Source organism: Pantoea sp. (assembly GCF_039594315.1).
Classification (GTDB): domain Bacteria; phylum Pseudomonadota; class Gammaproteobacteria; order Enterobacterales; family Enterobacteriaceae; genus Pantoea.
Genome location: NZ_JBCNNP010000041.1, coordinates 1 through 13,192 on the forward strand (window position 1 = coordinate 1; position 13,192 = coordinate 13,192).

13 protein-coding genes are annotated in these 13,192 nt (G+C 53.3%); 2 read left to right on the forward strand and 11 right to left on the reverse strand.

Annotation, left to right across the window (positions count from 1 at the left end; genetic code table 11):
- The coding region (rfaH, locus tag ABDW13_RS18125) for a transcription/translation regulatory transformer protein RfaH (RefSeq protein ID WP_343553956.1) at positions 1-383 on the forward strand (383 nt) is incomplete at its 5' end.
- On the opposite strand, the gene tatD is transcribed toward rfaH, so the two are convergent.
- The 10 genes from tatD to udp form a co-directional block, all read right to left on the reverse strand.
- On the reverse strand, positions 380-1,162 hold the full coding sequence (gene tatD, locus ABDW13_RS18130; RefSeq protein ID WP_343553957.1) for a 3'-5' ssDNA/RNA exonuclease TatD: 783 nt from the start codon (positions 1,160-1,162) through the stop codon (positions 380-382). The two genes, rfaH and tatD, sit on opposite strands and share 4 nt — an antisense overlap.
- An 87-nt stretch (positions 1,163-1,249) precedes the next feature.
- Entirely contained in the window at positions 1,250-2,011 is a 762-nt protein-coding gene (gene tatC, locus ABDW13_RS18135; RefSeq protein WP_343553958.1) for a Sec-independent protein translocase subunit TatC, read from the reverse strand.
- Positions 2,012-2,013: 2 nt separating this feature from the next.
- Positions 2,014-2,541 (reverse strand): Sec-independent protein translocase protein TatB, encoded by a 528-nt coding sequence (gene tatB, locus ABDW13_RS18140; RefSeq protein WP_343553959.1) that lies wholly within the window; start codon positions 2,539-2,541, stop codon positions 2,014-2,016.
- A gap of 2 nt (positions 2,542-2,543) precedes the next feature.
- Complete coding sequence (gene tatA / locus ABDW13_RS18145; protein ID WP_009127893.1) at positions 2,544-2,798, reverse strand: Sec-independent protein translocase subunit TatA; 255 nt, start codon at positions 2,796-2,798, stop codon at positions 2,544-2,546.
- A gap of 110 nt (positions 2,799-2,908) precedes the next feature.
- Positions 2,909-4,546 carry a ubiquinone biosynthesis regulatory protein kinase UbiB gene (gene ubiB / locus ABDW13_RS18150; protein WP_343553960.1) on the reverse strand — a complete coding sequence of 546 codons (1,638 nt, stop codon included), beginning with the start codon at positions 4,544-4,546 and terminating at the stop codon, positions 2,909-2,911.
- Complete coding sequence (locus tag ABDW13_RS18155) at positions 4,543-5,148, reverse strand: SCP2 domain-containing protein (RefSeq protein WP_343553961.1); 606 nt, start codon at positions 5,146-5,148, stop codon at positions 4,543-4,545. The genes ubiB and ABDW13_RS18155 overlap by 4 nt, the downstream gene beginning before the upstream one ends.
- Positions 5,149-5,154: 6 nt before the next feature.
- Positions 5,155-5,913 (reverse strand): bifunctional demethylmenaquinone methyltransferase/2-methoxy-6-polyprenyl-1,4-benzoquinol methylase UbiE, encoded by a 759-nt coding sequence (gene ubiE, locus ABDW13_RS18160; protein ID WP_008105805.1) that lies wholly within the window; start codon positions 5,911-5,913, stop codon positions 5,155-5,157.
- Positions 5,914-5,988: 75 nt separating this feature from the next.
- On the reverse strand, positions 5,989-7,500 hold the full coding sequence (gene rmuC / locus ABDW13_RS18165; RefSeq protein WP_343553962.1) for a DNA recombination protein RmuC: 1,512 nt from the start codon (positions 7,498-7,500) through the stop codon (positions 5,989-5,991).
- Between the two features lie 67 nt (positions 7,501-7,567).
- Complete coding sequence (locus tag ABDW13_RS18170; RefSeq protein WP_343553963.1) at positions 7,568-8,842, reverse strand: tetratricopeptide repeat protein; 1,275 nt, start codon at positions 8,840-8,842, stop codon at positions 7,568-7,570.
- A gap of 100 nt (positions 8,843-8,942) precedes the next feature.
- Positions 8,943-9,704, reverse strand: coding sequence for a uridine phosphorylase (udp, locus tag ABDW13_RS18175; protein ID WP_343553964.1), 762 nt, complete (start codon positions 9,702-9,704; stop codon positions 8,943-8,945).
- A 301-nt stretch (positions 9,705-10,005) separates the two neighbouring features.
- On the opposite strand from udp, the gene ABDW13_RS18180 reads away from it, so the two are divergent.
- Positions 10,006-10,842 carry a dienelactone hydrolase family protein gene (locus ABDW13_RS18180; RefSeq protein WP_343553965.1) on the forward strand — a complete coding sequence of 279 codons (837 nt, stop codon included), beginning with the start codon at positions 10,006-10,008 and terminating at the stop codon, positions 10,840-10,842.
- A 45-nt stretch (positions 10,843-10,887) separates the two neighbouring features.
- On the opposite strand, the gene metE is transcribed toward ABDW13_RS18180, so the two are convergent.
- On the reverse strand, positions 10,888-13,158 hold the full coding sequence (gene metE / locus ABDW13_RS18185) for a 5-methyltetrahydropteroyltriglutamate--homocysteine S-methyltransferase (RefSeq protein ID WP_343553966.1): 2,271 nt from the start codon (positions 13,156-13,158) through the stop codon (positions 10,888-10,890).
- Between the last annotated feature and the right edge of the window lie 34 nt (positions 13,159-13,192).

The window sequence follows — 13,192 nt, forward strand, 5'->3', positions numbered from 1 at the left end:
AGAAGATTGTGCGCGGTAAACGCACCACCGTGAGTGAGCCGCTGTTTCCCAACTATCTGTTTATCGAATTCGATCCCGAAGCGATTCACACCACCACCATCAGCAGCACGCGCGGCGTCAGCCACTTTGTGCGCTTTGGTACCATGCCCGCTACCGTTTCGCATGATGTGATCGAAGCGCTGCAAACTGACGCGCCGCAGATCGTCCTTGATCCCGAAACGCCGCAAAGCGGTGATGAAGTGATCATCACCGATGGCACCTTTGAAGGACTGCGCGCGATTTTTGCTGAGCCGGATGGTGAAACACGTTCTGTGTTACTGCTAAACATGCTGAACAAACAGGTGATGCGCAGCGTGGATAACAAGCAGTTCCGTAAGCTTTAAACCAGTTTAAACAGTTGGCGCGCATTGTGATTAACCTGCGCGCCCAACGTCTCCGCCGCTTCGCCACGCCAGTTCGCCACTTGCTGCACAATGTGTGGCAAGAAGCACGGTTCATTGCGGCGTGAGGTAGGACGCGGATGCATATCGCGCGGCAGCAAATACGGCGCGTCGGTTTCGAGCAATAAGCGCTCGGCCGGAATCAACGGCAACAATTCACGCAATTCCAGGCCACGACGTTCGTCGCAGACCCAACCGGTGATCCCCACCGATAAGCCCAATTTCAGACAACCTTCCAGCTCATCGCGCGTGCCGGTAAAGCAGTGCACCACCGCGCCAACCAGTTTTGGCAGCCACGGTTCAAGCACCGCGACAAAACGATCGTGCGCTTCACGACAATGCAAAAACACCGGCAGTTGCAGTTCAGCGGCCAACGCGAGCTGCGCGTCAAAGGCATATTCTTGTTGATCGTGCGCGGAGAGATTACGGTTAAAATCCAATCCGCATTCACCAATCGCCACCACCTGTTCGCTTTCTGCGAGGCGCCGCAATGTATTCGCCGTGTCAGCTGACCATTCGCTGGCATGATGTGGATGCACGCCCGCTGTCGACCAGCAATAGCCTGCGTGTTGTGCAGCCAACTGGCGCGCCTGCTGACTTTCCAGCGCGTTGGTGCCGGTAATTAACAGGCCGGTGACGCCTGCTTCGCGCGCACGTTTCACAACCTGCTCGCGATCTTTTGCGAATTGCGTGCTGGTCAGGTTTACACCGATATCAAACATGTTTTCTCCCAAATAAAAACCGCCCAATTGGGCGGCTTAGATTTCTTTATCGCCCCGCCACTTTGCGGGGGCCCTGCATTAAGGACATCAGGATTCGGTATTCTGTTCCTCATCCTCTGAAGCCTTGCGCCCTTTACCCACATAGTAGCGGGAGAAGAATACGCCGACTTCAAACAGGCAGTACATCGGAATAGCGAGCAAAGTTTGCGAGAAAACATCCGGCGGTGTGAGCAACATCCCAACGACGAATGCGCCAACCAGCATGTAAGGACGCTTCTTGCGCAGATCTTCCGGCGAAGTAATGCCAGTCCAGCACAGCAGCACAATCGCAATCGGCACTTCAAACGCTACACCAAATGCCATGAAAATCGTCATGACAAAGTCGAGATAGTTGGTGATATCCGTCGCGATGGTCACGCCTTGCGGCGCGGTTTTGGCGAAGAAGCCAAACGCCAGCGGGAACACGATGAAGTAAGCAAATGCCACGCCGACATAGAACAGCAGCGTGCTGGAGAACAGCAGTGGCATTACCAACTTGCGTTCATGGCGATACAGCGCAGGCGCCACAAACGCCCAAACCTGATACAAAATCACCGGCACGGCAAGAAATACCGAGACAATGATGGTCAGCTTAATCGGTGTAAAGAAAGGCGATGCCACATCGGTGGCGATCATGCTCGCACCCGCTGGCATTTGGCTGATCAGCGGTGAGGCGACCAGATGGTAAATATCATTCGCGAAATAGACCAAGCAGAGAAAGATGACTAAAACAGCGATGATGCAATTCAACAAACGCTTACGCAGCTCAATCAGATGGCTAATGAGCGGTTGGGTATCTTCAACGGCCATGTTTATCGTTCATCTTTGACAAGAGAGACTTTCGCGGTGCTTTCAGCAGCACTGGCGACAGGATGGGTTTCTGCTTCAGAGGTCACATCGCTAGACTGCGGAGCCTGTGCTGGTGCACTGGATTGATGTTCCGCAGCAGCAGGCGTAACCGCAGGGGAAGTCGCGGGTGGCGCTGCGGCTGGCGTGGTCTGATGAATGGTGTTGGCTTCATCTTCCTCTTTTTCAAGATCGATGCTCTGCTGCACCGAACGCTTCATGGAATCGGCGGTTTTGCGTAGCTCTTCCATCGACTCTTTCAGCTCCGGCGACAGCGTGCCGCGGCCTGCTTCTTCCACCTTCTTCAGACTGTCCTGCAATTCTTGCAGTTTCAGTTCCTGCGCCAGTTCGTTTTGTACATTCGCGGCCAGCGAGCGAATGGCTCTGATCCAGCCAACGACGGTTTTCACCGCAACCGGTAATCGTTGCGGGCCAAGCACAATCAGCCCGATCACGAACACCAATACCAGTTCACTAAAACCAATGTCGAACACAGTTATACCTGCTTGTCGTTCCGGGCGTCGTCTTTAGTCGCCGAGGTTTGCTGTTTGTCTGCCAAAGTTTTGGCGTTAAAGTCAGCGTCCTGCTCTTTCGGTTGATCCTTTTTATCGTCTTCATCGCCCATGGCTTTTTTGAAGCCGCGAATGGAAGATCCTAAATCCGAACCCAGGTTGCGAAGTTTATTGGTACCGAACAAAAGTACAACAATGACGGCAATGATTAACAATTGCCAAATACTGATACCGCCCATGAGATATGCCTCTAATATTCTGTGAAAAACTATTGATTGTAACGCACAGAAAGCCCATATGATTTCGGGCTTTAACTTGCGACATTACGCGATTTGTACCGGGCAAACAATCAGTTTGTCTTGCGCCAGCCGATAAGCCAGGTGACGATGCCAGCGGCCATTAAAAGTGCCGGGAAGAAATCCCAGTCTGGTCGACTTAACAGCACAGCGGTGCCACTTAATAACAGTGTAGCGCCTACACCGAACAGATAGCGTGCCTGATGATTGCGTGTTCGCTGTACGTTTAAATCGGTGACGAGTTTATCGACACTGTGCTTCAATAATTTGTGCTGGCGCATGCTGTCGTAAAATAGCTCCGGCAGCTCCGGCAATTTCTCCGCCCAGTACGGTGCTTTCTCTTTCACCGCCCGCATAATGGCGGGAATCCCGATTTGATCTTTGATCCAATCTTCGAGGAACGGCTTGGCGGTTTTCCACAGATCAAGCTGCGGGTAAAGCTGACGACCAATGCCTTCGATATACAGCAAGGTCTTCTGTAACAGCACTAACTGCGGCTGCACTTCCATATTAAAGCGACGGGCGGTGTTAAACAGGTTCAGCAGCACGTGACCGAATGAAATCTCCGCCAGCGGTTTCTCGAAAATCGGCTCACACACGGTACGAATGGCGAACTCAAAATCTTCCACATTGGTATCCGGCGGCACCCAACCAGAATCTACGTGTAACTCCGCTACTTTGCGGTAATCGCGATTAAAGAAGGCGATAAAGTTTTCGGCCAGATAGCGCTTATCTTCTTTGTTGAGCGAGCCAACGATGCCGCAGTCGATGCCGATATATTGGGGATCTTCCGGATGATCGTAGCTAACGAAGATATTGCCGGGATGCATATCGGCGTGGAAGAAACTGTCACGGAATACCTGGGTGAAGAACACTTGCACACCGCGTTCAGCCAGCAGCTTCATGTTGACGCCATGCTGCTCCAGCGTAGCGATATCTGAGATAGGAATGCCGTAAATGCGTTCCATTACCATCATCGATTCGCTGCAATAATCCGAGAACACTTCCGGCACGTATAGCATGCGGCTTTGATCGAAGTTGCGTCGCAATTGAATGGCGTTCGCCGCTTCACGCAGCAAGTTCAGCTCATCAATCAGCGTTTTTTCGTAATCGCGCACCACTTCCACCGGACGCAAACGGCGTCCATCCGGCAGCAAACGCGGCACCCAACGCGCCAGTCGGTAGATCAGCTTCATATCCGCTTTGATCACCGGCAAGATGTCGGGGCGAATTACTTTGATCACTACCGCACGGCCATTGGATTTCAGCGTGGCGGTATGCACCTGCGCAATTGACGCCGAAGCCAGCGGCTTGATATCGAAGTCTTCGAACCAGCTTTCTACCGGGCCGCCAATCGACTTTTCAATTTGCTCTTTGGCTTTGATGCCATCAAACGGCGCGACGCGATCTTGCAGCACCGCCAGTTCATCGGCAATGGCTGGCGGGAACAGATCGCGGCGCGTGGAGAGCATTTGGCCGAACTTAATCCACACCGGACCCAGTTGTTCCATCGCTAAACGGATGCGCACACCAGCGGTCGCGTCTTTGTGTTTGTTGGGGATCCAGAAGATGCAGCGCCGCCACAACCGTAACAACAGCGTAAAGCGCATGCGGGGAATCAATTCATCGAGACCGTAAGTAAGAAAGATCTTGATGATGAAGTATAAGCGCCGAATTTCTCCCAGCGTCATTTCGCCTCCAGCTGTGCCAAACGCGCTTCAAACGCATTGAGCGAACGTTCCATCGCTTCCACTTCCTCACAGAACCATGCTAATTCCAGCGCACCTGGCGCGACACGCCACTCTTCGGTCAGTACCTGGCCGAGATAATCCTGGCGGCGCGTCACCTGCTGCTGCACGAATTTCAGTGCCTGTTGCGCGGCCTGACTGACGCCCTGCGCGGCAATATCGCCCATCCAAGGTGCCAGATATTCCGCCGGATCGAGTTCGGCAAGATCCATCAACGCTGAGAATTGCTGTACCACCTGCAAATCACCCTCGACGTCCAGTTCACCGCTGCGAATCAAGCTGGTGAGTTGTTGGCGATCGCGCAGTTTCGGCAAGGTGCTAATGCGCAAACTTACCGTGCAGTCGCTGCTGTCCTGCCAATCACTCAGCACATCCAATTGCGATTCGCTAAACACCAGCACCAACGGAAAATCGAGCTCTTGCAGACGCAGCATCAACACTTTGCCCGCCAACCGCTGGCGTGCGGTTTTCAGGCTGCGATCGCGATAGAGAACACGGTTCAAGGCGGTCTCAAGACCGCCGGTAATGAGGGGAGTTAAAGTCATGATGAGTTAGAATTTAAATCCGCGATGTAGCGCGACAATACCGCCGGTCATGTTGAAATAAGTGGTATTTTCAAAGCCTGCGTCATTCATCATCGCTTTCAGGGTTTCCTGATCGGGATGCATACGAATCGACTCCGCCAGATAGCGGTAGCTTTCCGCATCTTGCGCCACCAACTGACCAATACGCGGCAGAATGTGGAAGGAATAAGTATCGTAGGCTTTGCTCAGCGGCTCGAGCAGCGGTTTGGAGAACTCCAGCACCAGCAAACGTCCACCTGGCTTCAACACACGGAACATCGACGCCAACGCTTTCTCTTTTTCGGTGACGTTACGCAAGCCGAAGGAGATGGTGATGCAATCGAAGTAGTTATCCGGGAACGGCAGCGCTTCGGCGTTGGCCTGGACATAACTCACATTGCCGGACACACCAAGATTGCGCAGCTTTTCGCGGCCCATCTTCAGCATTGAGCTGTTGATGTCAGCCAGCACAACCTGGCCGGTTTCGCCTACCAAACGCGAGAATTTTGCCGTGAGATCGCCGGTTCCGCCCGCCAGATCTAACACGCGTTGACCGCGGCGCACGCCGCTGCTGTCAATGGTAAAACGCTTCCAGACACGATGGATGCCAAACGACATCAAATCGTTCATCAGGTCATATTTTGCTGCGACGGAGTGAAACACGTCTGCAACTTTATCGGCCTTTTCGCTTTTCGCGACGGTCTGGAAGCCAAAATGGGTAGTTTCCTGCTGTGATTCATCTGCCATCGGTTTTACCTGTTCCACAAACAATTCTTGCCGAAGTGTATCAGAGTCGCGCTACACGAGCACGCGACCACCGTGCTATTCGTTGATGCGGCGCAGAGAAGACGTGGCTGAATTTGCAACGTTTTCATCCGATTCACGATCGTCTGCCCAATCTTCATCCGCCTCTTCCGGTTGCGCCTGCTCGACTAACTGCGGATTGATCGGACGTTTGATCTCTACGCCAAGCGAGCGGAAGACTTCACTTTGCGCAATCAGATTGCCGCGCCCTTCTGACAATTTCTTCATCGCCTGATGATAACTTTGCTGCGCTTTATCGAGATTGTGGCCAATGCCGCTCATGTCATCGACAAACAACCGCATCTTGTCATACAAACGCGTTGCCCGATCGGCGATACGCTGCGCATTGCGGCTTTGATGTTCATAACGCCAAAGATTGTTGATGGTACGCAGCGCCACCAGCAGCGTGGTTGGGCTTACCAACATGATGTTTTGCTGCAACGCTTCGCTGATCAATTCTGGCTGACGATCGATCGCCAACAGAAACGCCGGTTCAACCGGGATAAACATCAACACATAATCCAGCGAGCGTAAACCGGGCAATTGTTGGTAATCTTTTCGCCCTAACAAACGAATGTGTCCGCGCATGGCATTGACGTGTTCCTGAATCGCCTGCTCACGCGTGGCTTCATCGTCGGCGTTGAAGTAGCGTTCGTATGCCACCAGCGTCATTTTGGCGTCAATCACCACATCTTTGCCTTGCGGCAAACGCACAATCACATCGGGCTGCATCCTGCCCTGCTGTTCCAACTGCACGCTAACTTGTGTTTGATATTCGTGGCCTTCACGTAATCCTGAAGCCTCTAGCACGCGGCTCAACACCACTTCGCCCCAGTTGCCCTGAATCTTGTTGTCGCCTTTCAGCGCTTTGGTGAGGTTGACGGCTTCCTGCGCCATCTGCGCATTCAACTGCTGTAATTGGCGAATTTCGTGGGTCAACGTGTGACGTTCTTTAGCTTCCAGGCCAAAACTGTCGTGCACCTGACGACGAAAACCATCCAACTGTTCACGTAGCGGACCAATAAGGCTATTGAGGCTTTGTCGGTTTTGCTCATCAACGCGCTTTCCACTGTTTTCGAAAATGCGGTTGGCAAGATTTTCAAACTGCGCGCTGAGACGCTGTTCGCTGTTGGTCAACAGACGCTGCTTCTCTTCAGCGCCAAAACGCGTCTCTTCAAGACGAATAGTGACTTCACGCAATTCAGCTTCTTGTGCGCTGTTTACTTCAAGCTGATTACGCAATTCGCGGCTAAGTTGCTCACTTTCGCCACGCCAATAATCAAGCTGCTGCAAACGCTCTTGCGCACCGCTCAACGAGCCGTGCAATTGGCGAAGTTCTTGTTCGCGCTGCTGAATTTGCTGCTGTAATTGTTCGAGCTGTTGCTGCTGGCGCTGCTGCGCCTCTTCCAACAACCGGCGCTCGGTGATGAAGCTGGCGTGCTGCTGGCCGGCACGCAATTGAGCAATGATCCAACCAATGCCCAAACCGGCCAGCGCCAGCGCGCCGCTGATGATAAGTTGCTGATCCATAATTCCCCCCGCGGATCGTCTCGCTGAGGGAAAAGGTAGAGTGGCACTGTATAAATGTCCAGAACAATTAAAGCGCTTTCACCGTTAAATCCCCGGCTTTCCACGCATCAATCAGGAAGAACGGCATTGGCAGCACCCATTCGTGGGTGGCGCTGTGAATACGTGCTGGATAGGTCCAGCTTTGGCCGTCATAAGTGATTTCAACTTGCTGCCAGTCGTTTTCAACATTTTCGATTTTACCCGCCATGCTGGCAAAACCGGCATTGCTGCCGACGTGGAAGCTGTCAGTTTGCCAGCGAATCGGTTGATGCGCGGGCCACGGCTGCGCGTGATGGAAATGGAAAATATCGTCATGGCTCAGCAGGCTTTCACGCGCCGTTGGCCACAGCGCCACTTTCAGGAAGTACTGATCGGTAAAACGCTCGCTGCCTTCGTACTGGGCAATAAAGTCGCGCATCTGCTGTTCAACATTGTGGAACACGCCGTGGCAGCCGCCCCACATGCCCGCCAGCAACAATTCGGTGTGCGAGAAGTAATCGCGCATATGATGGAACCAGCAAGGAGAATTCAGCCAGGCATCCACCGCCACCACTTCGCGCTCAGACAACAATGAGTCGGCATCTCGCACGATGTAGCGTTTTACGCTGGCATCGTCCATCACCAGGAAACGCCACAAGGTTGGGAAGATGGTTTTCTCCTGCGACATATCGACCAGTTGGGTGTTCGACTGCTGCAAACGCTGCCAAACGTGCTGCGGCACGCTGTCATCAAGGTAAATGCGGCAAATCCAATCAGGATAGAGTTCGCGCGCCACTTCGATGTTCTTGATCAGCGTCTCGCAATAGCGTGGCTGGCCGCCATACAAACTAAAGGAGATGATGTTTTCCGCAGGATTGCTGCGATTGATCGGCGGTGGCGTTTCGGAAGGAAAAGCAACTTTCGGGCCTTTACTGAATTTCGCGTCTGATAATTCTAAGGATTCGCGGCCATAGCGTGCCACTTCATCCTGCTTATTCAGCCAACCACACACTTCGGTTAAGCCATCCAGCCAGGTTTCCGATGCTTGCGCACGCTGCGCGGCAGGAGCCTGATAGATCTTCTGGTAAATCTTGTAGGATTTTTTGTATTCGCCGGTGCGCATCAGTGTCAGCGCATAATCGCTCAGCACTTGCATGTTGTTAGGCATCACGCGCAGTACTTCTTCACAGCACTGGCGGGCGAGTGGAAAATTGCTGGCCGCCATTGCCTGGCGGAAACGCGCTGCTGCACCTTCAACGCGAGATTGCGCAGCAGCGGGATTGCTCATGAAATTAGGACGAGGGACAGAAACCGTTTTGCGCATAAGAAATTTCTCAGTATTGGCTGAAATTGCGCGCATTCTAATCAGGCAATTGCTGAGCTCCCTATAAGCCTGGTCTCGAATTCGTCCCTTGAATGGCGCACTAAATTAAGCGACGCGCGGCTTCAACCACAATTTTCACCGCATCACTTTCGGTCTGCTTCATGGTCGCAGCATCCGGGATCTCTTTTTGCTTACGGTTCACGATGACGCCAGCCACCATGCCGGCACGCAGTCCCTGACTGGCGCACATGGTTAACAGTGTAGCGGATTCCATCTCATAGTTAAGAACGCCCATCTGTTGCCACTCTTCCATCGATCCTTTGAAGCGATTCACCACGCGACCAGAAAAAGTGTCGTAGCGCTCCTGGCCCGGATAGAAGGTGTCGGAAGACGCGGTAATACCAATGTGGGTTTTAGCGCCGCAGGCTTCTGCCGCCGCCACCAGCGCGGTGGTGCAGGTGAAATCGGCAACCGCCGGGAATTCCATTGGAGCAAAGTGCAAACTGGCGCCATCAAGACGTACAGATGCGGTGGTAACCAACACATCGCCCACATTAATATGCGGCTGAATCGCGCCGGTGGTGCCGACACGCAGGAAGGTGCGCACGCCAAGTTGCGCCAGTTCTTCTACAGCAATCGAGGTTGAAGGTCCGCCGATACCGGTTGAGCACACGACCACTGGTTTACCCTCCACTTCAGCCAGATAAGTAGTGAATTCACGGTGCGAAGCCAAATGCTGCGGATTATCCATCAGCGCCGCGATTTTCTTCACGCGCTCAGGATCGCCCGGGACGATGGCGAGCGTGGCGCCTTTTAGGTCAGCTTTAGTGATGCCAAGATGGAAAACGTCAGATTGGGCCATAACAGACTCCTGATTGATAAGGGATGTGCGCGCCACTCTACGTGAGCAAGCAGCAGAATTATGTGACTGATTTCACCATCAATAATGAAAGTTACATTATCAGAAAATTTTTATGTGACATGAATCACACTTTAGCGTTGTGTCATTCTGAATTGCTACAAGCGGTGCTGTGTAAGTTCTGTTAGCAATGTTAATAGAGATGAAGCACACGTGAAAAAATCCCTCTGCACCCTACGTCAGCCTGACGCCATCGGCCAGGCTATAGTTACGTGATTGCGCATTTGCTAGCACGGAGAGAACCATGAAAACCGAAGACAATATGGCACAAAAAACCGCAGCTGGCGGCTTTGCGCCGGCAGTTCAGCCCACCGCAAGCAGCACCATTATCACCGCCAGCGATGCGATCCATGCTGGCGAGACCTCGGTTCCTAGCCAGGGCGAAAATCTGCCTGCCTATTATGCCCGACCAAAAGAGTACCAAGGCACGTTGCCCGTGGTGTTGGTGGTGCAGGAAATTTTTGGCGTCCATGAGCATATTCGCGATATTTGCCGTCGTTTGGCACTGGAAGGTTATCTGGCGATTGCGCCGGAACTCTATTTCCGCGAGGGCGATCCCAACGACTACAACGATATTCCGACGCTGTTCAAAGAGTTAGTGAGCAAGGTGCCGGATACGCAAGTACTTTCCGATCTCGATCATGTCGCCAACTGGGCCGCGCGCCACGATGGCGATAGTCGTCGCATGGCAATCACCGGTTTCTGCTGGGGCGGACGTATCAGTTGGCTGTTTGCCGCCCACAATCCGCAGGTGCGTGCAGCTGTCGCTTGGTACGGACGTTTAGACGGTGAGAAAACGCTGAAGCAGCAGAAGCATCCGATCGATGTGGCGGTTGATTTAAATGCGCCGGTGCTGGGTTTGTACGGCGGTCAGGACGAAAGCATCCCGCTGGAAAGTATTGATAAGATGCGCCAGGCGGTGCATGCGGCGAATGCCAAAGCCGAAATCGTGGTTTATCCCGATGCGGGTCACGCTTTTAATGCCGATTACCGCGCAAGTTATCATGCTGATTCTGCCAAAGATGGCTGGCAACGCATGCTGGCATGGTTCAAGCAGTATGGTGTCGCGCCAAACGCCTGATAAAAAAGGGGCGCACTCGCGCCCCAAATCGATCAACACAACGTATTAAGTCGTTTCACTCCGCAAGTTCTGCGCCGCTTTTACCATGTTCGCCAATGCCTGACGTGTTTCCGGCCAGCCGCGCGTTTTCAACCCACAATCCGGATTCACCCATAAACGCTGTTGCGGAATACTTTGCGCCGCTTTACGCAGTAACTCTTCCATCCACTCCACGCTCGGTACGTTGGGTGAGTGAATGTCATAGACGCCGGGACCGATTTCGTTCGGATACTCAAACTCTTTGAAGCTATCCAGCAGATCCATATCGGAACGTGAGGTTTCGATGGTGATGACATCTGCATCCAGCGCGGCAATCGAATCCATGATGTCGTTGAACTCGCAGTAACACATGTGGGTGTGAATCTGCGTAGTATCTTGCGCCACCGCGGCATTCAGACGGAATGCATCCACTGCCCAGGTCAAATAGGCCGCCCAATCGGATTGATGCAGCGGCAGACCTTCACGCAGCGCCGGTTCATCAATCTGAATAATGCCGATGCCGGCTTTTTCCAGATCTTCCACTTCATCACGCAGCGCTAAGGCTATCTGCTTAGCGATGGTTTCGCGGCTGACATCTTCACGCGGGAATGACCAGCAGAGAATGGTCACCGGACCGGTCAACATGCCTTTTACCGGCTTTTCCGTCAGCGACTGAGCATATCTCGCCCACTCCACGGTGATCGCCTGTGGGCGACTAACATCGCCGATAATCACCGGCGGCTTCACACAGCGTGAACCGTAGCTTTGTACCCAGCCGTTTTGCGTGAACACGAAGCCATCAAGGTTTTCGCCGAAGTATTCGACCATGTCGTTACGTTCCGCTTCGCCGTGTACCAGAACGTCCAGCCCCAAACGTTCCTGTTCCACAATCGCCTGTTTGATGTGCTGCGCGATGCCGGTGCGATAGTTGCCGCCATCGATGTTGCCTTTTTTGAAGTCGAGGCGCAGACCGCGAATTTCCGTGGTTTGTGGGAATGAACCGATGGTGGTGGTTGGCCAATCCGGCAGATTGAAGCGCGCACGTTGAGCTTTGGCGCGCTCAGTGTAATGGCTGGCACGCTCCACATCTTTGGCTTGAATTTTCGCCAGCCGCGCGCCGACGGCGGCATTGTGCACGCGAGTGGATTTAGCCCGCGCGCGAATCGGCGCGCTCCATTCCACCAGCGAAGCGGCATCATTGTTATTGAGAGCGTGACTTAACAGCGCCAGTTCGGCACATTTTTGCAGCGCGAAGGCAAACCAGCTTTTTACTTCAGCATCCAAACGGGTTTCCACGCTCAGATCGATTGGACTGTGCAGCAACGAGCACGATGAGCCAATCCACAGTTGCTGGCGTTGACCAACCAGCGGTTGCAGGCATTCAAACCAGCTGCTGAGATCGGCGCGCCATACGTTGCGGCCGTTAATCACGCCGACAGACAGCAACCAATCCGCGGGGATTTGCTGATTGAGTTGCTGAATATCATCTTTGCCATGCACCAGATCAACATGCAGACCTTGCACCGGCAGCGCTTTAATCACATCAATGTTCTGGCCTATGCTGTCGAAATAGGTGGTCAGCAGCAGTTTGCTGGCACCTTGCAGTGCGTCATAAGCCGATTGGAACGCCGCGCGCCACGCTTGCGGCAACTCCAGCGCCAGCGCTGGTTCATCAATTTGTACCCATTCAATGCCGCGCTGTTTTAGCTCTGCCAACACCTGTTGGTAAACCGGTAGGATGTCTTTCAGCAACGTTAGACGATCAAACTGCTCACCTTTTACTTTGCCGAGCCACAAATAGGTCACTGGGCCGAGCAGCACCGGCTTGACGTTATGCCCGAGCGTCAGCGCTTCATCAACTTCATCCAGCAACTGTGTCCAGCTGAGTTTGAATTTTTGGCCTTGGGTGAATTCCGGCACCATGTAGTGATAGTTGGTGTTAAACCATTTGGTCATTTCCGCCGCTGCTGCCGGTTCACCGCTGGGCGCACGTCCGCGACCAAGGCGAAACAGCGTGTCGAGATCCACCGATCCGTCTTGGTTTTGATGACGAGCCGGTACATTTCCAAGAAGCAAACTGGTGGTCAGAACGTGATCGTACCAGGCGAAATCACCTACCGGCAGCAAATCCACTCCCGCGTCTTTCTGCTGTTGCCAGTGACGAGCGCGCAATTCGCGACCCACGGTCAGCAGCTCTTCCTGTGAGCTATTACCTGCCCAGTAGCTTTCCTGTGCTTTTTTCAGTTCACGACGCAGACCGACGCGAGGGAAACCGAGTGTGTGGTTCAGAATGGTCATTTGCTGTTCTCCAGATATTCTTAACTGAGTAGCC

What these genes read in the sequence shown, in the direction of transcription:
- tatD (WP_343553957.1), bottom strand. Translation starts at nt 1,162, where the DNA reads ATGTTTGATATCGGTGTAAACCTGACCAGCACGCAATTCGCAAAAGAT.
- tatC (WP_343553958.1), bottom strand. Translation starts at nt 2,011, where the DNA reads ATGGCCGTTGAAGATACCCAACCGCTCATTAGCCATCTGATTGAGCTG.
- tatA (WP_009127893.1), bottom strand. Translation starts at nt 2,798, where the DNA reads ATGGGCGGTATCAGTATTTGGCAATTGTTAATCATTGCCGTCATTGTT.
- ubiB (WP_343553960.1), bottom strand. Translation starts at nt 4,546, where the DNA reads ATGACGCTGGGAGAAATTCGGCGCTTATACTTCATCATCAAGATCTTT.
- ABDW13_RS18155 (WP_343553961.1), bottom strand. Translation starts at nt 5,148, where the DNA reads ATGACTTTAACTCCCCTCATTACCGGCGGTCTTGAGACCGCCTTGAAC.
- ubiE (WP_008105805.1), bottom strand. Translation starts at nt 5,913, where the DNA reads ATGGCAGATGAATCACAGCAGGAAACTACCCATTTTGGCTTCCAGACC.
- rmuC (WP_343553962.1), bottom strand. Translation starts at nt 7,500, where the DNA reads ATGGATCAGCAACTTATCATCAGCGGCGCGCTGGCGCTGGCCGGTTTG.
- ABDW13_RS18170 (WP_343553963.1), bottom strand. Translation starts at nt 8,842, where the DNA reads ATGCGCAAAACGGTTTCTGTCCCTCGTCCTAATTTCATGAGCAATCCC.
- udp (WP_343553964.1), bottom strand. Translation starts at nt 9,704, where the DNA reads ATGGCCCAATCTGACGTTTTCCATCTTGGCATCACTAAAGCTGACCTA.
- ABDW13_RS18180 (WP_343553965.1), top strand. Translation starts at nt 10,006, where the DNA reads ATGAAAACCGAAGACAATATGGCACAAAAAACCGCAGCTGGCGGCTTT.
- metE (WP_343553966.1), bottom strand. Translation starts at nt 13,158, where the DNA reads ATGACCATTCTGAACCACACACTCGGTTTCCCTCGCGTCGGTCTGCGT.